This is a genomic window from Mesorhizobium sp. 43Arga, from assembly GCF_053714255.1.
The window spans coordinates 171,140-189,907 of sequence record NZ_JBSKBO010000007.1 but is presented as its reverse complement, the minus strand read 5'-3'; the positions used below and the strand labels follow the sequence as shown (position 1 = coordinate 189,907).

Genomic DNA, 18,768 nt, shown 5'->3' with positions numbered 1-18,768 from the left:
GACAAAGAAAAAGGGGTGCCAAGGCCACCGGGCCGGCGCCGAAAGGAACGAAAGTGTCTGGTTTCGCGTCGCTTCGCCTGGCCCTCAGCGCGGCATTTCTCGGCGCTCTCCTCTATTCCCCGCTTGCCGCGGCGCAGAGCGCGGCCGCGCCCGCCCAGAGCGCCGTCACGCTCGGGCCGAGCGGCCTGCCGCTGCCGCGATTCGTCAGCCTGAAGTCCGGCCGCGTCAATTCGCGCGTCGGCCCCGGCGCCAACTACTCGGTCGACTGGATGTATCTTAAGGCCGGCCTGCCGATGGAGGTCGTCCAGGAATTCGACACGTGGCGCCGCGTGCGCGACGCCGATGGCTCCGAGGGCTGGATCAACCAGTCGCTGCTGTCGGGCCGGCGCACGGCGATCATCGCGCCGTGGCAACGCGGCAAGGGCGCCCAGATCAACCTTATGAAAAGTCCCGACAAGGATGCCCGAGTGGTGGCGATCGTCGAGCCCGGCGTCATGGGCACGATCAAGTCCTGCGACGGCCAGTGGTGCGAAATGACGCTTGAAGGCCACACCGGCTGGCTCGCCCAGGCCGCGGTCTGGGGCGCCTATCCCGGCGAGCGGGTCAAGGACTGAGGTCGTCCCGCTTGCGTCCGATACGGCCAAGATGGGTGTCCTGAAAACCGGTTGACAGTTTCAGGCCGTAGCCCAGCGCACGGTCGATGGCGATATGGGCGATCCAGATCAGTGCGACCGCGATCGCGACCGCATGACCGGACAGGTATCCGACGAGCAGCAGCAGCACCGGTACGATGAGGATGTGCAAGGCGTTGTAGGCGATGGCACCGATGCGCGGCCCGCCGAGATAGCCGAACATTGACAGGTCCGGTGCCAGGATGAGCAATCCAAAGAGCCACCAGGAAACGCCTGACCAAGCGTAGAAGACGATCGCAACGGCGGCCACGACAGCCCATTCAAGCCGGATTGTCACGTCGAGGGGCTTCATCCCGGACAGATTATTCTGGCCGGACAGATTACTCTGGCCTGAGAGATCATTCCCGGCCGGGCCGATTGTCTTGGCCTCGCCGGTCATTCGTGGCGCTTGGGGCGCAGCCTCACCACGATATCGACATTGGCGATTTCCATGCCCTCGGGCGGATCCGGCAGGTTGGTAACCGCCACCGGACCGTTGGCGATGTCGAAAATCCGATTTTCGCCTTCGATATAGAAATGATGGTGGTCGGAGGTGTTGGTGTCGAAATAGGTCTTGGCACCCTCGACGGCGAGGATGCGCAGCAGCCCCGCCTGGGTGAACTGGTGGAGAGCGTTGTAGACCGTGGCCAGCGACACAGGCACGCCGGCGGCCAGCGCCTCCTCGTGCAGTTCCTCGGCCGAGAGATGGCGATCGCCCTTGGCGAAAAGCAGGTCGGCCAGCGCAATGCGCTGCCGCGTCGGCCTCAAGCCGGCTTCACGTACCCGCTTGTCCACAGCGACATTTTCCTTCCGGCAGCCCCGGTCCATCTGGTCTTCCAAGCCAACAGTCCCGCTTCAAGACACGCCCAGAATGGCAAAAAAATGAATGTCTGCCGAAACCGGACCCCTGTTGACATATATTCTGTCGTCCGAATGCGATCAATAGCGCGCATTGACCCGGGCAGACTGGCGGGTTAAGCGCAAGCGCCGGTTTCCGGCCTGAAACAGATTGTGTTAGGACACCAACGACAAGGGCGCGCTACCGCCCGGACGATATGGGGACGAGATTGATGGCGGGTAAATCCAGCTACGACTACGAAGAATTGCTGGCCTGTGCCCGCGGCGAGCTGTTCGGAGAAAGCAATGCCCAGCTGCCCTATCCGCCGATGCTGATGTTCGACCGTATCACCGAGATCAGCGAGACCGGCGGCGCCTTCGACAAGGGCTTCATCCGTGCGGAGTTCGACATCAAGCCGGACCTGTGGTTCTTTGCCTGCCATTTCATCGGCAATCCGATCATGCCAGGATGCCTCGGTCTGGACGCCTTGTGGCAGTTGACCGGCTTCTACCTTGGCTGGCTCGGCGAACCCGGCAAGGGAATGGCACTGTCGACCGGTGAGGTCAAGTTCAAGGGCATGGTCACGCCATCGGTCAAGAAGGTCGAGTATGGCGTGGATTTCAAGCGCGTCATGCGCGGCCGGTTGGTGCTGGGCATCGCCGATGGCTGGATGAAGGCGGATGGCGAGCCCATATATGCGGCGACGGACCTGAAGGTCGGTCTGTCCAAGCAGTCGGCGGTCGCTTGACCGCACCCTTGGCCGACCCACTGGCCAGCATCCCTGGAAGGAGTTGCGAATGAGACGTGTCGTAGTCACAGGCCTCGGCATCGTGTCGTCGATCGGCAACAATGCCAACGAGGTGCAGACCTCGCTGCATGATGCCAGGTCCGGCATCAGCTTTTCCGATTCCTTTGCCGAGCACGGCTTCCGCTGCCAGGTCTGGGGCGCACCGACACTCGACCCCTCCGCCATGATCGACCGCCGCGCGATGCGCTTCCTGAGCCAAGGTGCTGCCTGGAACCATGTCGCCATGGACCAGGCGATCGCCGATGCGGGCCTCGGCGAAAGCGACATCACCAGTGAGCGCACCGGCATCGTCATGGGCTCGGGCGGCCCCTCCACCCGCACCATCGTCGAGGCGGCCGAAACCACGCTGAAGAACGGCAGCCCCAAGCGCATCGGCCCCTTCGCGGTGCCGAAGGCGATGTCGTCGACCGCGTCGGCAACGCTGGCCACCTGGTTCAAGATCCACGGCGTCAACTATTCGATCTCATCGGCCTGCTCGACCTCGGCGCATTGCATCGGCAATGGCTATGAGCTGATCCAATGGGGTAAGCAGGACATGGTCTTTGCCGGCGGCCACGAGGATCTCGACTGGACGATGTCGGACCTGTTCGACGCCATGGGCGCCATGTCGTCGAAGTTCAACGACAGGGCCTCGGCTGCTTCCCGCGCCTATGACGTCAATCGCGACGGCTTCGTCATCGCCGGTGGCGCCGGCGTGCTGGTGCTGGAGGAGCTCGAGCATGCCAAGGCGCGCGGCGCCAAGATCTACGCCGAGATCGTCGGCTACGGCGCGACCTCGGACGGCTACGACATGGTGGCCCCGTCCGGCGAAGGCGCGGTCCGCTGCATGCGCCAGGCGCTGGCGACGGTTTCCACGCCGGTCGACTACATCAACACCCACGGCACCTCGACGCCGGTCGGGGATTCCAAGGAAATGGGCGCTATCCGCGAGGTGTTCGGCGACAAGATGCCGTTCATCACCTCCACGAAATCGCTGACCGGCCATTCGCTGGGCGCGGCCGGCGTGCAGGAGTCGATCTATTCCATCCTGATGATGCAAGGCGGCTTCATCGGCGAAAGCGCCCATATCGAGACCCTCGACCCCGAATTCGAGGGCATGCCGATCGTGCGCAAGCGCATCGACGACGCCAAGATCGACACCGTCCTGTCAAATTCTTTCGGTTTCGGTGGCACCAACGCAACGCTCGTTTTCCAGCGCTATTCCGCATAAGGCCAGCGGTTTTCTAGGGGGATTGCCTGCCATGGACGGATTGATGAAGGGCAAGCGCGGGCTTGTCATGGGTGTCGCCAACGATCATTCGATCGCCTGGGGCATCGCCAAGAAATTGTCCGAACATGGGGCGGAGCTCGCCTTCACCTATCAGGGCGACGCCTTCGGCCGCCGGGTCAAGCCGCTCGCTGACAGGCTCGGCGCCGCGCTGGTCGTTCCCTGCGATGTCGAGGACAGCGCTTCGGTCGCCGCCACGTTCGAGACGCTCGGCAAGGAATGGGGCGGACTGGATTTCGTCGTCCACGCCATCGGCTTTTCCGACAAGAATGAGTTGAAGGGCCTCTACGCCGACACGAGCCGGGACAATTTCGTCCGCACCATGGTGATCTCCTGCTATTCCTTCACCGAAGTGGCCCGCAACGCCGCGGCACTGATGACGGAAGGCGGCTCGATGATCACGCTGACCTATGCCGGTTCGGTCCGCGTCATGCCGAACTACAATGTCATGGGCGTCGCCAAGGCCGGCCTCGAGGCGAGCGTGCGCTACCTTGCCAACGACTACGGTCCGCGCGGCATCCGGGTGAATGGCATCTCGGCGGGCCCGGTGCGCACGCTCGCCGGCGCCGGCATTTCGGACGCCCGTCACATGTTCTCCTACCAGCAGCGCAACTCGCCGTTGCGCCGCACCGTGACCATCGACGAGGTCGGCGGCTCGGCGCTTTATTTGCTGTCCGACCTTGCCTCGGGCGTCACTGGCGAAATCCACTATGTCGATTCCGGCTATCACATCGTCTCGATGCCGACGCTCGACGAGTTGAAGCAGACGGATGGCTAACTGGCCCTGAGACGGATCAAAGCGACACGCTTTGGGTAACCGTTTTCGGAGAAATGGCCCTTTTCCAGTAAAGAAAATAATCTTCTCCAGTAAAATTGGATACATTCGCGGAAACTCATTTTAAGAGGATTTCCGCTATGGAGTCCCGCGATCCGGGGACCTTTGAATGACTGCCATCAGCAACCCGAAGCGAACACCGGTGTTCCGACTGCTCACCATAGCAAGTTCGGGCATTGGCAGTTTTGTCCTTGGCATCTGGGGGCTGAAGCACGGCCTCGGCGACGGGTTTGCCGGCATATCGATAGACATGATGGTCGCGATCATGGCCGCACTTTGCGCGCTGGCGGCGTCGGTGGCGGCCATGTCGTTCTTCGCCGGCGTCGATGAATCGGCGGATTTCGTCTTCAACGAAACTCATTTCGACAAGCTGACGGGACTGCTGGCACGCCCAGCGATGGTCGGCAAGATCGCCGAGGCGGCATGCGCGACAAGCCGGACCGGAGAACCGGTGTTCCTGATCGACATCGACATCGACCGGTTCAAGCAGATCAACGACGCGATCGGCTATACGCAGGGCGACGAGTTGATCCGCGCCTTCACCAGGCGGCTGCAGGCCTGCGTGCCCGCGCGCGCCCTGATCGGGCGCATCGGCGCCGGCGAGTTCGCGGTGCTGCTTGCGGATCATCAGATCCATGGAACGATGGAAAGCATGGTCGAAAGGCTCATCGACGAAATGATGGAGCCCTATGAACTGAGCACCCATCAGCAATCGGTGAGCCTGTCGGTGGGCATCGTGGCCATGCCCAAGGATGGCGTCGATCCGGTCCTTATCCTGCGCCGCTCCAATCTGGCGCTGCAGAATGCGCGCGCCGGCGGGGTCGGCAACTGGTCGGTGTTCGATAGCGAGATGGGGCGCGTCGCCGATCATCGCCAATGGGTGGAATCCGAACTGCACACCGCCTTCGAGCGCGGAGACTTCGACCTCCACTATCAGCCGCAGCTCGACCTGCCGAGCGGCCGCATCATCGGCTACGAGGCGCTCATCCGCTGGAACCATCCCGAACGCGGCATGATCCCTCCCATGGAGTTCATCCAGATCGCCGAGGAAACCGGCATGATCAACCCGATCGGCGAATGGGTTCTGCGCAAGGCTTGCAGCGACGCCCGCCATTTGCCGGACGACTGTTTCGTCGCCGTCAACATCTCGCCGGTCCAGTTCATGACCAAGGACTTCGTCGGCATCGTGCGCGACACGATGCGGGCCACCGGCATCAAGCCGTCGCGGCTTGAGCTGGAAGTCACCGAGACGGCGATGATGCAGGATCGCGACCGCGCGGCCGCCATCCTGAAAGAGCTTGCTGAAATGGGCATCTCCGTTGCCGTCGACGATTTCGGCACCGGCTATTCGAACCTCAGCTACCTCATCGACTTCTCGTTCGGCAAGCTGAAGATCGACCGTTCCTTCGTCAGCCGCATCGATACCGATTCCAGCTCAGGCGCTGTCGTCTCGACCATCGTCGGGCTTTCGCGCGCGCTCGGCGTCAGCATCATCGCCGAAGGCGTCGAGACCGAGAGCCAGGCGACGCTGTTGCGGGCCGCCGGCTGCGAGGTGGTGCAGGGTTACCTGTTCGGCCGGCCGGCGCCGCTCAAGATCAGGCTTGGCGACGAGCACGCCATCGACGAGGTCCGGCGCGTCGCCAACCTGCATTGAGCAAATCAGCGCCGAGCGGAAAACACCTTGAACATGCCGTCGCGGGCAAGCTCCGCGTGGCTGGCAAAGGCGGCCGACAGCACGGGCTCATAGGGAAGCTGACGGTTGGCGACCATGAACAGCCTGCCACCGGCCTTCAACGCCTTGGCTGCCGCGCGGATCATGCCGGCGCCGATCTCCGGCTCGGCCGCACGGCTGCGGTGGAAGGGCGGGTTCATGGCAATGACGTCGTAGCGGCGCTCGACAGGCTCGGCGAGCAGATCCGTCCAGAAGAAGCCTTGCGCGACTGTGCTGGCGAGGTTGCCCTTGGATGCCTCCAGCGCATCGAAATCGGCCTCATAGAGATCGAGGCCCGACAGGCCTGACGAGCGGGCAGCCATCTCAGCCGCGACATAACCCCAGCCGGCGCAGAAATCGGCCGCATGGCCGCGAAGGTCACCGGGCAGGTTGTCGACCAGCAGTTTCGAACCCGCATCGACGCGGTCGAAAGAGAACATGCCGGGCGCGGTGTGGAACCGCTCCTCGATCAGCAAAGCCGGATTGGCGGCGCGAAGTGTGGCGGCGGCCTGCACATCCACCGGACGGCGCAGCCAGAAGGCGATGCCATGATATTTCGGCATATGACCGTCGAGCGGCACGAGCTCGTCGACGCGCTTGCGCAGGCTTGCAATGCCGTCGTCCTTGCCGCCGGCGATGACGACAAGTCCGCCCGGCGTCACGCGCTCGAGGGCCTCGGCGATACGCAGTTCGTTCTGGCCGCGGTGGCGGCCCGCAAGCACCAGGGCGGCCTCAAAACCGTCACCCTCGGTTTGCGGCGTGACGGTAAAGCCCGCCGCCTGCAAAGCGCGGAAATATGGCCGGAAGCCCTGTACGAGGTGCAGCGTGGCCTCGAAACCCGACGGCAAGCGCAGGCCGGGCTCGGCACCAAGGAAGAGGACGCGCTCGCCCTTTCGCGGCAAGGAGAGAGCCTCGACCTCAAACGGATGGAAAAGCGTCTTCAGCGCTTCAGCGGCCATAGAAGTGCTCCCAGAGTCTTACGCAATTCCCAAAGGAAAGCGCTTCACATTTTTCCTGGAACTGCTCCAAACAAAAACGGGCGCGACATAAGCCGCGCCCGCTTCGATTTTTCTGTCAGATCGCTCAGGCGGCGTCTTCTTCGCCTTCGGCCTTCTTGTCGCGCACGATTTCCTTGCCGGTGGCCTGGTCGACGACCTTCATGGACAGGCGCACCTTGCCGCGCTCGTCGAACCCCATCAACTTGACCCAGACCTTGTCGCCTTCCTTGACGACGTCGGAGGTCTTGGCGACGCGCTCATTGGCGAGCTGCGAGATGTGGACGAGGCCGTCACGCGGACCGAAGAAGTTGACGAAAGCGCCGAAGTCGGCGGTCTTGACGACGGTGCCTTCGTAGATCTCGCCGACTTCCGGCTCGGCGACGATGGTGTGGATCCACTTCTTCGCCGCCTCGATCTCCTTGGCGTTCGAGGAAGCGATCTTCACCGTGCCGTCGTCCTCGATGTTGATCTTGGCGCCGGTCTTTTCGACGATCTCGCGGATGACCTTGCCGCCCGAACCGATGACGTCGCGGATCTTGTCGGTCGGGATGTGCATGACCTCGATGCGCGGTGCGAACTCGCCCAGTTCAGGGCGTGCGCCGGTCAGGGCATGCGCCATTTCACCGAGGATATGCTGGCGGCCATCCTTGGCCTGGTCCAGCGCGATCTTCATGATCTCCTCGGTGATGCCCTCGATCTTGATGTCCATCTGCAGCGAGGTGATGCCGTTGGCGGTGCCGGCGACCTTGAAGTCCATATCGCCGAGGTGATCCTCGTCGCCCAGGATGTCGGAGAGCACGGCGAACCGCTCGCCTTCCTTGATCAGGCCCATGGCGATACCGGCAACGGGCTTCGCCAGCGGCACGCCGGCATCCATCAGCGCCAACGAGGTGCCGCAGACGGTGGCCATCGAGGACGAGCCGTTGGACTCGGTGATCTCAGAGACGACGCGCAGCGTGTAGGGGAACTGGTCGGCGCTCGGCAGCATCGGCCGGATGGCGCGCCAGGCGAGCTTGCCGTGGCCGATTTCGCGGCGGCCCGGCGAACCCATGCGGCCGGTCTCACCGACGGAATAGGGAGGGAAGTTGTAGTGAAGGAGGAACTTCTCCTTGTACATGCCGGTCAGCGAATCGACATATTGCTCATCTTCGCCGGTGCCGAGCGTGGCAACGACCAGCGCCTGGGTCTCGCCGCGGGTGAACAGCGCCGAGCCATGGGTGCGCGGCAGGACGCCGACTTCCGAAACGATCCTGCGGACCGTCTTCAGGTCGCGGCCGTCGATGCGCGAGCCGGTGTCAAGGATGTTCCAGCGCACGACCTTGGCCTGGAGTTCCTTGAAAACCGAGCCGATCTGCTCGGAGGTGTATTTGGGCTCCTCGCCTTCGGCCGGAGCAAAGGCTGCCTTGACCTTCGCCTTGACGGCGTCGACGGCGGCATAGCGCTGCTGCTTGTCGGTGATCTTGTAGGCATTGCTGAGCTCGTCGCCGACGATCTTCAGCATCTCGCCTTCGAGCGCGGAATAGTCCGGCGCGGTGAAGTCACGTGGCTCCTTGGCGGCAACTTCAGCCAGCTTGATGATGGCGTCGATGACCGGCTGGAAGCCCTTGTGGCCGAACATGACGGCGCCGAGCATCAGCTCTTCGCCAAGTTCCTTGGCTTCCGACTCAACCATCAGCACGGCGTCGGCGGTGCCGGCGACGACGAGGTCGAGCTTGGATTCCTGCATTTCGTCGATGTGCGGGTTCAGCACGTATTCGCCGTTGATGTAGCCGACGCGCGCGCCGCCGACCGGACCCATGAAGGGAACGCCCGACAGGGTCAGAGCGGCCGAGGTGGCGACGATCGACAGGATGTCCGGGTCATTTTCGAGATCGTGCTGGACGACGGTGACGACGATCTGGGTGTCGTTCTTGTAGCCGTCGGCGAAGAGCGGACGGATCGGGCGGTCGATGAGGCGCGAAACCAGCGTTTCCTTTTCGCTCGGACGGCCTTCCCGCTTGAAATAGCCGCCCGGGATCTTGCCGGCGGCATAGGTCTTTTCCTGGTAGTTGACGGTCAGCGGAAAGAAATCGAGGCCGGGCTTGGGCTCCTTCATCGAAACGACGGTGGCCAGAACCTTGGTCTCGCCGTAGGTGGCGAGCACAGCGCCGTCAGCCTGACGGGCGATCTTGCCGGTTTCGAGGATGAGCGGGCGACCGCCCCATTCGATTTCCACTTTGTGCTGATTGAACATGTCTTGTCCTTTGTATGAGGAAGGGCCGCGCCGTTTCAGCGTGCGCGGGTGCCCTTTCCTCTGGCTTCCTTTCTCGGGCAGCCACGGGCAAGACAACGGGAGGCTCGGGTTTATCGGCACGGTGGCCAAACGAGCGTCCTGCAATCCTGCCCCATGACCGTCCATGGGTGGCTTAGAATGGCCCTCTGCGCGCTCTAAGCCGGATATGGCCAATCGATCGACCGGCCTGCGCATGACCCCGAAACCCACGGCTTGCGGAACGCGTCATGCGCAATTCAACTTTTCGGAGCGTCCGTCCGGCATCCCGATGGGGTGCGCGGCGCTCCAGTCCTGCATTCGAGATCGGATTGGTCCTGGGCTCGAATGCGCGACCGGCGGACTCCTTGAGAGAGCCCGCCGGTCAATTCGTCAACGGCGCAGACCGAGCTTCTCGATCAGTGTCTGATAGCGCGCGTCGTCCTTGCGCTTGAGGTAATCAAGCAGGCTGCGGCGCTGGGACACGAGAGCGAGCAGACCACGGCGGGAATGGTTATCCTTCTTGTGGTCCTTGAAGTGGTCGGTCAGGTTCTTGATGCGCTCGGAAAGGATGGCCACCTGGACTTCCGGAGACCCGGTATCGCCCTTGGCGGTCGCGAATTCACCCATCAATTCCTTCTTGCGCTCGGCAGTAATCGACATCGTGTTTTTCCTTATCTGTTTGAGGAAACGGGTCGCCCTCAGCCGGGATGTCGTCCAGCAGGGGCCGGTGCAGGCAAAGCGTCGTGGCGCTATGCTGCGGCGCATATAGTGCAATTCCCGGCAAAACACCAGCCCAATTCACCAAGCCGGCTTTTCAGCCCCAAATGCCGAGTTTTATCGCCATCAAAGCCATTTTTTCCATTTGAAGAAGGCAATCAGGCCGACCGCGACAAGCAGCATGAAGACGAGCGCCGCCGGATAACCATAGTAGGACCGCAGCTCCGGCATGTTCCATGGCGAGGCATCCGGACTGAAATTCATGCCCCAGACGCCGACCAGAAAGGTGAGCGGCATGAAGATGACAGAGACGATGGTGAGATAGGAGATGACGTCGTTGGTGCGCGCCTGGCTCAGCGACAGATGCATCTCGATCAGCCCGGTCAGCATGTCGCGCTGGGTCTCGACCAGTTCGATCAGCCTGAGCGAATGGTCGAGCGTGTCATTGAGAAAAACCTTGGTCTCGGCTTTGACATAGGGCACGTCGTTGCGGATCAGCGTCGCCAGCGCATCACGCATCGGCCACAGCACGCCTTTCAGTACATTGGCGTCGCGCCGCAATTCGTGCAGTTGCCGCATCTGATGCTTGTGCGTTGAATGCAGCATCTCGTCCTCGATACCGTCGACCAGGTCGCCGGCCGCCTCGATCGGCGGGAAATAGCTGTCGACGATGGCGTCGATCAGCGCGTAGGCCAGATAGTCGGCGCCGCGTGTGCGCAGGCGGTTGGGCGCCGAACTCCCGATACGCTTGCGTACCGGATCGAACGGATCGCCCTCGCGTTCCTGGAAAGTGACGACGAAATTCTTGCCGAAGAACACGGCGATCTGCTCGTAGCGATGGGATGTGACATCGTCGATCATGCGCACGACGACGAAGGCGTGGTCCTCGAAGAAATCGACCTTCGGCCGCTGGCCAGTGTTGACGACATCCTCCAGGGCCAGCGGATGCAGGTTGAAGATCCGGCCGATCTCCTCGATCAGCGGGATGTTGGCGAGCCCGGTGCAGTCCAGCCAGACGACCGGCCAGCGTTCGCAATGGACATTGAGATCATCGATGCTGGCATTGTCGATGGTCTTGAATTTTTCGGGCGAAATCAGCGTCAGCCTAAGCTCGCTGCGCCGCGCCGCCGGATCGGCGATCAGCGTGCCCGGCGAGGCGCCAACCGGCGGCCGCCGCGTCTTCACCGGCGCTCGCTTCTTCACCGCATCGGCCTTTGCCATCTGCCCCTCGATCGTAGAATCGACGTGAAGTTAGACGAGAGCCGTCACCCGGCAAAGACCCGCTTGGGCTTGAACATGCCTTGTTCGATCGCGCCGATGGCAACCAGCTTGCCACGGGCCGTGGCACAGGCTTCCTCCGCCTCGACGGGCGCGTCGCGGCCGCGAATGATGACCGGATTGCCGAGGCGGATCTTGGTCGCCGCATCGTCGCTGATGGCGATCTGCGGCAGGCAGTCGAGGGCCGCTGAGGTGTCGACCAGAAGCGCGTCGATCGCGCCAAAGTCCACCGGCACGTCAATCGCATCGGCGTCGTCGGCAGGCTCCGGCTTGTCCTCGCCTTGCGCACCGAAACGGGCCGCTTCCAGCTCTGCGATGGTGACGAAATCCTCCGATGTGAACGGCTCGACCTCGACCCGGCGCAAATCGCTGATATGGCCGAAGCAGCCGAGGTCGCGGCCCATGTCACGGGCCAGCGAGCGCACATAGGTGCCCTTGCCGCATTCGACCTCGAAAACGGTGTGGTCGGCGTGGTGCTCGACGATGTCGAGGCGGCCGATTTCGATCTCTCGCGCGGGGATGTCGACCGTCTCGCCTTCGCGGGCGAGGTCGTAGGCGCGTTCGCCCGCGATCTTGATGGCCGAGAATTGGGGCGGCGTCTGCATGATGACGCCGGTGTATTTCGGCAGCAGCGCCTTGACCTCGGCTTCCGCCGGACGGAGGTCTGAGCTCTTCGTCACCGGCCCTTCAAGATCGTCGGTCGAGCGCTCCTGCCCCCAGGTGACGGTGAAGCGGTAGATCTTGGCACCGTCCTGCACATAGGGAACGGTCTTGGTGGCTTCGCCGAGCGCGATCGGCAGCATGCCGGAAGCCAGCGGATCGAGCGTGCCGGCATGGCCGGCCTTTTCCGCCTGGAACAGCCATTTGATCTTGGACACGGCCTCGGTCGAGCCCATGCCGACCGGCTTGTCCAGCACCACCCAGCCGGAGACCGGCCGGCCCTTCTTCTTGCCGCGGCGCCCCATTATTCGCTGTCCTTGTCGTCTCTGGCCTTGTCGTCTCTGGCCTTGTCGTCTCTGGCCTTGTCGTATTTGGCCTTGTCGTCGTCTTCACTGTGATCGTCGGAACCAAGATCGCGGGCCACTTCGGGCGACTTCAGCAGATCGTTGATCCTGGCGAAATTGTCGAAAGAGGTGTCGAGCCGGAAGCGGAATTCCGGCATGTACTTCATTTGCCGCAGCGCGCCGGAGACGCGGCCTCGAACGAATTTCGCATGCTTGTTGAGCGCTTCGATCACGGCGTCTGCATCCTTGGCGCCGAGCGGAGAAACAAAGGCCGTGGCGATCTTGAGATCGGGCGACATGCGCACTTCCGAGACGGAAACGACCGAATTCTCAATCAACGGGTCGAGGATCTCGCGGCGCTGCAAGGTTTCGGAGAGCGCGTGGCGCACCTGTTCGCCAACGCGCAGCATGCGCTGGGATGGGCCGGATGTGGTGGAACGGGGCATTTTTCTCAATCCTGAAAGCGTGGGGCGCGGGATAGGACCGTGCCACATGTCTCAAATGGGTCATTCTCAACAGGCTTTGGGCGGCGGTCTTTCGACCACCGCCCGGTACCGACAAGTCACGCGAACTCAGAGTGTCCGGGTCACCATCTCGACGCGGAAGCATTCGATGATGTCGCCGACGCGCATGTCCTCGTAGTTCTGGAAGGCCATGCCGCACTCCTGGCCGCCGGGGACTTCCGAAACCTCGTCCTTGAAGCGCTTCAGCGTCTTCAGCGTGCCTTCGTGGATGACGACGTTGTCGCGGATCAGGCGCACGCCCGCGCCACGCTCGACCTTGCCTTCGGTGACACGGCAGCCGGCGATCTTGCCGACCTTGGTGATGTCGAAGATCTCGAGGATCTCGGCATTGCCGATGAAGGTCTCGCGACGCTCCGGCGACAGCAGGCCCGACAAAGCCGCCTTCACATCATCCACGAGGTTGTAAATGATCGAGTAGTAGCGGATTTCGATGCCCGCGGCCGCAGCGGCGGCACGTGCCTGTGCGTTCGCACGGACGTTGAAGCCGATGATCGCCGCACCAGACGTTTCCGCCAGCGAGACGTCGCTTTCGGTGATGGCGCCGGCGCCGGCATGTACGATGCGCGCACGCACCTCGTCGGTGCCAAGCTTGTCGAGTGCCGCGTTGATTGCCTCGATCGAACCCTGCACGTCGCCCTTGATGACCAGCGGGAATTCCTTCAGCCCGCTCGTCTGCAACTGCGACATCATCTGTTCGAGCGAGCCGCGCTGGCCGGCATGCTTGGCCACCGCCTTCTCACGCGCCAGACGCTGGCGATATTCGGTGATCTCGCGGGCGCGGGCCTCGTTGTTGACCACCGCGAAGCGGTCGCCAGCCAGCGGGGTTCCCTGAAGGCCGAGCACCTCGACCGGCATCGCCGGCGGCGCTTCCTTGATCTGCTCGCCGCGATCATTGACCAGCGCGCGCACGCGGCCCCATTCGTTGCCGGCGACGAGGATGTCGCCCGGCATCAAGGTGCCGGTCTGCACCAGCACGGTGGCCACCGGGCCACGGCCCTTGTCGAGCTGCGCTTCGATGACGACACCCTCGGCGGTCCGGTCCGGATTGGCCTTCAGGTCGAGGATTTCGGCCTGCAGCAGGATCGCCTCAAGCAGCTTGTCGAGATTGATGCCCTTGGTCGCCGACACTTCGACGTCAAGTACTTCACCGCCCATCGATTCGACGAAGACCTCATGGCGCAGCAGTTCGGAGCGGACCTTCTGCGGATCGGCGTCGTGCTTGTCGATCTTGTTGATGGCCACGATAATCGGAACGCCGGCCGCCTTGGCGTGGCTGATCGATTCGATCGTCTGCGGCATGACGCTGTCGTCGGCCGCCACCACCAGGATGGCGATGTCGGTGGCTTGGGCGCCGCGGGCACGCATCGCCGTGAAGGCGGCGTGGCCGGGCGTGTCGATAAAGGTGATCTTCTGACCGTTCTTCTCGACCTGATAGGCACCGATATGCTGGGTGATGCCGCCGGCCTCGCCAGAGACGACATTGGCATTGCGGATGGCATCGAGCAGCGAGGTCTTGCCGTGGTCGACGTGGCCCATGATGGTCACGACCGGCGGACGCGGCACCAGGTCCTCGGCATTGTCGGCGATGTCGAACAGGCCTTCCTCGATGTCGGACTCGGCAACGCGGCGGACCGTGTGGCCGAATTCGGTGGCGACCAGCTCGGCCGTGTCGGCGTCGATGACGTCGCCCGGCTTCAGGATCTGGCCCTGCTTCATGAAGAACTTGACCACATCGACCGCACGTTCGGACATGCGCTGCGCCAGTTCCTGGATGGTGATGGTCTCGGGCAGGATCACTTCGCGCATGACTTTCTCGCGCGGCTCATTGTGCATCGCGCGCTTGAACTTCTCCTGGCGGCGACGCATCGACGACAGCGAACGGGCCCGCGCATCCTCGTCGGAAAGAGCGGAATTCAGCGTCAGCTTGCCACGGCGACGATCTTCCTCACCCTTGGTCGGCTTGGCCGGACGTGCCACTTCGGGCGTGACCAGGCGACGCACAGGCGCGCCGGCGCCAACCCGCTTCGGCTTGACCTCTTCTTCTTCGTCCGCCGTTGCCAGCTCCGCGGCCAGCGGCGCGCGGCGGCGGGCCTCTTCCTCGGCGCGGCGGCGCGATTCGGCCTCGGCCTGCAGACGCGCCTCTTCCTCGGCCTGGCGGCGCGCGGATTCCTCGCGCTCACGCTTGCGGCGCTCTTCGTCCTCGGCCCGGCGCTTGGCTTCCTCGGCGGCGCGCTGACGGTCTTCGACCTCACGGACCTTGGATCCTTCCAGCGCCCTGCGGCGGGCTTCCATTTCGCTGCGCGACAGTTCGTTCAACACCATGCCGCTGCGCTCGACCGGAGCCCGCGGGGGAGGTGGAGGCGCGGCCTTCGGCGCTTCCTGCACGACAGGGGCCGCGGCCACCGGCGGTTTCGGCGTGAAGACGGGCACAGGGGCAGCGGCCACCGGCTCCGGCTTGTCGCCGGGCAGGGAGAATTTGCGCTTCTTGGTCTCGACCACGACCGACTTGGTACGGCCATGCGAGAAGTTCTGGCGCACGGTGCCCTGTTCCATGCCGGGGCGCTTCAGCGTCAAGGTCTTCTTCGGTGTAACACTCAACGTCTTGTCGTCGCCCGATTTCGTATCGCTCATTCCATATCCTCTGCGGCCTCATCTTCGTCAGCAACGGCCGCAAGCATTGCCAGATCGTCCGGGGTACCGCCCCGATACCGGTCGAGCGCAACCATGCGCTTCTGGACCGCCCTACCCGCGTCTCCCGCGAGGACGGCAGCATGTATCACATTTGTACCCCCCAATGCCAAGCTCAACTCGGCCTCGGAGAAAAGTTTGTAGGCAAGGATGGAAGGGCCGCCAATATGGACGGTCGCCCGCCGCGCCTGGCTGATCTTGCGTACGCCATCATCCGACGCTTCGGTCGCGTGGAGCACGAAAAGCGCAAGCCCACCGCGCACGGCACTCTCAACCTTGGTGGCACCAAGAGAAATTGCGCCTGCCTTGCGAGCGAGACCCAACATGCCCAGAGCGGATCTGGAAAGCAACCCATCGACCATGCCGCCAAGATCCGGCGGCACGACCACCTGTGCCTTGAAGGCGCGCGCAAAAAGGTTCTTGGCCGCCGCCTTGTCGATATGTAGGCGGTCGGCGCTCACCCAGCAACCGCGGCCAGGCAGATTTCTCTTGAGATCGGGAACGACGGCCGAATCCGGGCCGACGACGAACCGGATCAGTTCATTCGGTTCGGCCTGCTTGCGGGTAACGATGCAGGTGCGATCGTTCATCTCGTCCAAGGGCGGGTTGTGTGCGATGCGGTTTCACCTCACGCACCAACGGCTTCGTCAGCCGATGCTTCTTCGGCCGCAAGCTCGTCCTCGGAAATCCAGCCGGCCTTGAGACGGGCATTGAGCACCATCTGTTCGGCGTCGGCGCGCGAAACACCGTGATTGGCCAGCACGCCCGGATAGACCTTGGTCTCACCGTCCTTGCGTTCCTTCCAGCCGGTCAGGTCGTCGGCGGCATAGCCGGCGAAATCCTCGATCGTCTTCACACCGTCCTCGCCGAGCGTCACCATCATGGCGGTGGTGATGCCGGGGATTTCGCGCAGCTCGTCCTTGACGCCCAGCGCCTTGCGCTTCTCGTCATGCTCGGCCTCGATCTTTTCGAGGTACTCGCGGGCGCGGGTCTGGATTTCGGAAGCGGTATCGTCGTCAAAGCCGTCGATCGAGGCGATTTCGCCGGCGTCGACATAGGCGACTTCCTCGACGCTGGTGAAGCCCTCAGAGGCCAGCACCTGGCCGACCATCTCGTCGACATCGAGGGCTTCCATGAACAGCGCCGAACGCTCGACGAATTCCTTCTGGCGGCGCTCGGATTCCTCGGCCTCGGTCAGGATGTCGATATCCCAGCCGGTGAGCTGCGAGGCGAGACGTACGTTCTGGCCGCGGCGGCCGATGGCCAGCGACAGCTGATCGTCTGGAACCACCACTTCGATGCGCTCGGCGTCCTCGTCGAGCACGACCTTGGCGACTTCCGCCGGCTGCAGCGCATTGACGATGAAGGAGGCGGCCGAAGGCGACCACGGAATGATGTCGATCTTCTCGCCCTGCAATTCGCCGACGACGGCCTGGACGCGGCTGCCGCGCATACCGACGCAGGCGCCGACCGGATCGATCGAACTATCACGCGAGATGACGGCGATCTTGGCGCGCGAGCCCGGGTCGCGGGCGACCGACTTGATCTCGATGATGCCGTCATAGATTTCCGGCACTTCCATGGTGAACAGCTTGGCCATGAACTGCGGATGCGTGCGCGACAGGAAGATCTGCGGGCCGCGCTGCTCGCGGCGCACGTCATAGACATAGGCGCGGACGCGGTCGCCATACTTGTAGTTCTCGCGCGGAATCAGCTCGTCGCGGCGGATGATCGCCTCGCCACGGCCGAGATCGACGATGACATTGCCGTATTCGACACGCTTGACGGTGCCGTTGACGATCTCGCCGATGCGGTCCTTGTATTCGTCATACTGGCGGTCGCGCTCGGCCTCGCGCACTTTCTGCACGATGACCTGCTTGGCCGACTGGGCGGCGATGCGGCCGAAATCCATCGGCGGCAGCTGTTCGGCGATGAAGTCGCCAAGCTGGGCGTCGGGATTGCGCTCGCGGGCCGAGGAAATGGCGATCTGGGTGGCATAGTCGTCGACTTTTTCGACCACTTCCATCAGCCGCTGCAGCTTCATCTCACCGGTGTTCGGGTTGATGTCGGCGCGGATGTTGGTCTCCTGGCCGTAACGCGAACGCGCCGCCTTCTGGATCGCATCGGCCATGGCGGCGATGACGATCGACTTGTCGATCGACTTTTCACGTGCGACCGCGTCGGCAATCTGCAGCAGTTCAAGTCTGTTGGCGCTTACAACCATGTTTTTCTCCCGAGCCTGTTAGCCGGACCTTTGGACCCGGCAGCTCAATCAACTTTGCTGTTCGTGTTCTTCCGTGGCGTTCGCTTCCGCACCCTCGGGCACGTCGTCATCCGGTTCGCCGCGGCGTTTCTTGGCTTCCTTGCGCGCCCTGTTGTCCTTCGACAACGCATCGCGGATGAGGTCGTCGGTCAGGATCAGCCGGGTTTCGGCAATGGCGTCGTAAGGCACACGCACCGTCGGTTCCTCGCCATAGGCCGCCTTGTCGCGCTCGATCAGCACGTCGTTCTCACCCGCCTCGGCGATCTTGCCCTTGAAGCGCTTGCGGTCGGCGACGATGACCGATGTTTCCATCTTCACCAGATGACCGGTCCAGGTCACGAAATCCGATTTGCGCACCAACGGCCGGTCGATGCCGGGCGAAGACACTTCGAGATGATAGGCCTTTTCGATCGGATCATCGACATCGAGCGCCGGCGACACAGCGCGGCTGACCTCTTCGCAATCCTCGACGGTCATGGTGCCGTCCTCGCGTTCGGCCATGATCTGCAGCGTCAGCCCGTTCTGGCCGGACAGATGCACCCGCACGAGGCGAAAGCCGATGCCGCGCAGCACCGGCTGGACGATCAGCGCAATGCGCGCATCGATGCCGCTTTCGCGGATGATGCGGTCGTCACCTTCGCTTGCCGTTGCAGTCATCAAGTACCTGTCGTTTCGAACCTTTCGGCAGGTAATAAAAAAGAGCGGGACCGGGTGGACCCACTCTTCGTCATACCGACCAAGAATTTGATGCTGATATAAACGAACATGGCCGGTGTTTCAAGCCCGCCGTGCCGGTTCGGCAAAAGCCCTGACAGCATCAGCATTGCTCCAGGCGCATGGCCACCATGCGCCAATCCCCCTGTGAGAGCCGGCGGCGCGCTCTTATTTGTTAGCCACGACACGAACAGAAGCAGC

17 protein-coding genes are annotated in these 18,768 nt (G+C 63.1%); 5 read left to right on the top strand and 12 right to left on the bottom strand.

The genetic code is table 11. The features are described 5' to 3' along the window. Window positions 1–53 precede the first annotated feature (53 nt). Window positions 54–614 carry an SH3 domain-containing protein gene (locus ACWGS8_RS23875; RefSeq protein WP_032932909.1) on the top strand — a complete coding sequence of 187 codons (561 nt, stop codon included), beginning with the start codon at window positions 54–56 and terminating at the stop codon, window positions 612–614. On the opposite strand, the gene ACWGS8_RS23870 is transcribed toward ACWGS8_RS23875, so the two are convergent. Then, window positions 604–1,071, bottom strand: a complete 468-nt coding sequence (locus tag ACWGS8_RS23870; protein WP_454583216.1) for a DUF4260 domain-containing protein — start codon at window positions 1,069–1,071, stop codon at window positions 604–606. The two genes, ACWGS8_RS23875 and ACWGS8_RS23870, sit on opposite strands and share 11 nt — an antisense overlap. Further along, window positions 1,068–1,499, bottom strand: a complete 432-nt coding sequence (gene irrA, locus ACWGS8_RS23865) for an iron response transcriptional regulator IrrA (RefSeq protein ID WP_454583335.1) — start codon at window positions 1,497–1,499, stop codon at window positions 1,068–1,070. The genes ACWGS8_RS23870 and irrA overlap by 4 nt, the downstream gene beginning before the upstream one ends. A 242-nt stretch (window positions 1,500–1,741) precedes the next feature. Between irrA and fabA the strand changes: the two genes are divergently transcribed. The 4 genes from fabA to ACWGS8_RS23845 all read left to right on the top strand — a co-directional run bounded on the left by fabA (window position 1,742) and on the right by ACWGS8_RS23845 (window position 6,073). Then, window positions 1,742–2,257 carry a 3-hydroxyacyl-[acyl-carrier-protein] dehydratase FabA gene (gene fabA / locus ACWGS8_RS23860; protein WP_454583215.1) on the top strand — a complete coding sequence of 172 codons (516 nt, stop codon included), beginning with the start codon at window positions 1,742–1,744 and terminating at the stop codon, window positions 2,255–2,257. Between the two features lie 49 nt (window positions 2,258–2,306). Next, window positions 2,307–3,527 carry a beta-ketoacyl-ACP synthase I gene (gene fabB / locus ACWGS8_RS23855; protein ID WP_454583214.1) on the top strand — a complete coding sequence of 407 codons (1,221 nt, stop codon included), beginning with the start codon at window positions 2,307–2,309 and terminating at the stop codon, window positions 3,525–3,527. A gap of 31 nt (window positions 3,528–3,558) precedes the next feature. Continuing rightward, window positions 3,559–4,362 (top strand): enoyl-ACP reductase FabI, encoded by an 804-nt coding sequence (gene fabI, locus ACWGS8_RS23850; protein ID WP_454583213.1) that lies wholly within the window; start codon window positions 3,559–3,561, stop codon window positions 4,360–4,362. Between the two features lie 166 nt (window positions 4,363–4,528). Beyond that, window positions 4,529–6,073 carry a putative bifunctional diguanylate cyclase/phosphodiesterase gene (locus ACWGS8_RS23845; protein WP_454583212.1) on the top strand — a complete coding sequence of 515 codons (1,545 nt, stop codon included), beginning with the start codon at window positions 4,529–4,531 and terminating at the stop codon, window positions 6,071–6,073. Between the two features lie 5 nt (window positions 6,074–6,078). Here ACWGS8_RS23845 and ACWGS8_RS23840 read toward each other — a convergent pair whose 3' ends face one another. The 10 genes from ACWGS8_RS23840 to rimP form a co-directional block, all read right to left on the bottom strand. Beyond that, the gene (locus ACWGS8_RS23840; protein WP_454583211.1) at window positions 6,079–7,089 is read right to left on the bottom strand and encodes a class I SAM-dependent methyltransferase; all 1,011 of its coding nucleotides are present in this window, start codon (window positions 7,087–7,089) and stop codon (window positions 6,079–6,081) included. 124 nt (window positions 7,090–7,213) lie between these two features. Beyond that, window positions 7,214–9,361, bottom strand: coding sequence for a polyribonucleotide nucleotidyltransferase (pnp, locus tag ACWGS8_RS23835; RefSeq protein ID WP_454583210.1), 2,148 nt, complete (start codon window positions 9,359–9,361; stop codon window positions 7,214–7,216). 408 nt (window positions 9,362–9,769) lie between these two features. Further along, the gene (gene rpsO / locus ACWGS8_RS23830; RefSeq protein WP_269465810.1) at window positions 9,770–10,144 is read right to left on the bottom strand and encodes a 30S ribosomal protein S15; all 375 of its coding nucleotides are present in this window, start codon (window positions 10,142–10,144) and stop codon (window positions 9,770–9,772) included. Between the two features lie 78 nt (window positions 10,145–10,222). Then, window positions 10,223–11,317: a magnesium/cobalt transporter CorA gene (gene corA / locus ACWGS8_RS23825; RefSeq protein ID WP_454583209.1), complete on the bottom strand. Its 1,095-nt coding sequence runs from the start codon at window positions 11,315–11,317 to the stop codon at window positions 10,223–10,225. A 44-nt stretch (window positions 11,318–11,361) separates the two neighbouring features. After that, complete coding sequence (gene truB, locus ACWGS8_RS23820; RefSeq protein ID WP_454583208.1) at window positions 11,362–12,339, bottom strand: tRNA pseudouridine(55) synthase TruB; 978 nt, start codon at window positions 12,337–12,339, stop codon at window positions 11,362–11,364. Then, complete coding sequence (gene rbfA / locus ACWGS8_RS23815) at window positions 12,339–12,824, bottom strand: 30S ribosome-binding factor RbfA (protein ID WP_454583207.1); 486 nt, start codon at window positions 12,822–12,824, stop codon at window positions 12,339–12,341. Before rbfA ends, truB begins: the two co-directional genes overlap by 1 nt. A gap of 126 nt (window positions 12,825–12,950) precedes the next feature. Beyond that, window positions 12,951–15,533: a translation initiation factor IF-2 gene (gene infB / locus ACWGS8_RS23810; RefSeq protein WP_454583206.1), complete on the bottom strand. Its 2,583-nt coding sequence runs from the start codon at window positions 15,531–15,533 to the stop codon at window positions 12,951–12,953. Then, window positions 15,530–16,180 carry an RNA-binding protein gene (locus ACWGS8_RS23805; protein ID WP_454583205.1) on the bottom strand — a complete coding sequence of 217 codons (651 nt, stop codon included), beginning with the start codon at window positions 16,178–16,180 and terminating at the stop codon, window positions 15,530–15,532. Before ACWGS8_RS23805 ends, infB begins: the two co-directional genes overlap by 4 nt. A 38-nt stretch (window positions 16,181–16,218) precedes the next feature. Beyond that, window positions 16,219–17,814 carry a transcription termination factor NusA gene (gene nusA, locus ACWGS8_RS23800; protein ID WP_010913320.1) on the bottom strand — a complete coding sequence of 532 codons (1,596 nt, stop codon included), beginning with the start codon at window positions 17,812–17,814 and terminating at the stop codon, window positions 16,219–16,221. A gap of 48 nt (window positions 17,815–17,862) precedes the next feature. Continuing rightward, window positions 17,863–18,510: a ribosome maturation factor RimP gene (rimP, locus tag ACWGS8_RS23795; RefSeq protein WP_454583204.1), complete on the bottom strand. Its 648-nt coding sequence runs from the start codon at window positions 18,508–18,510 to the stop codon at window positions 17,863–17,865. Window positions 18,511–18,768: the final 258 nt, after the last annotated feature.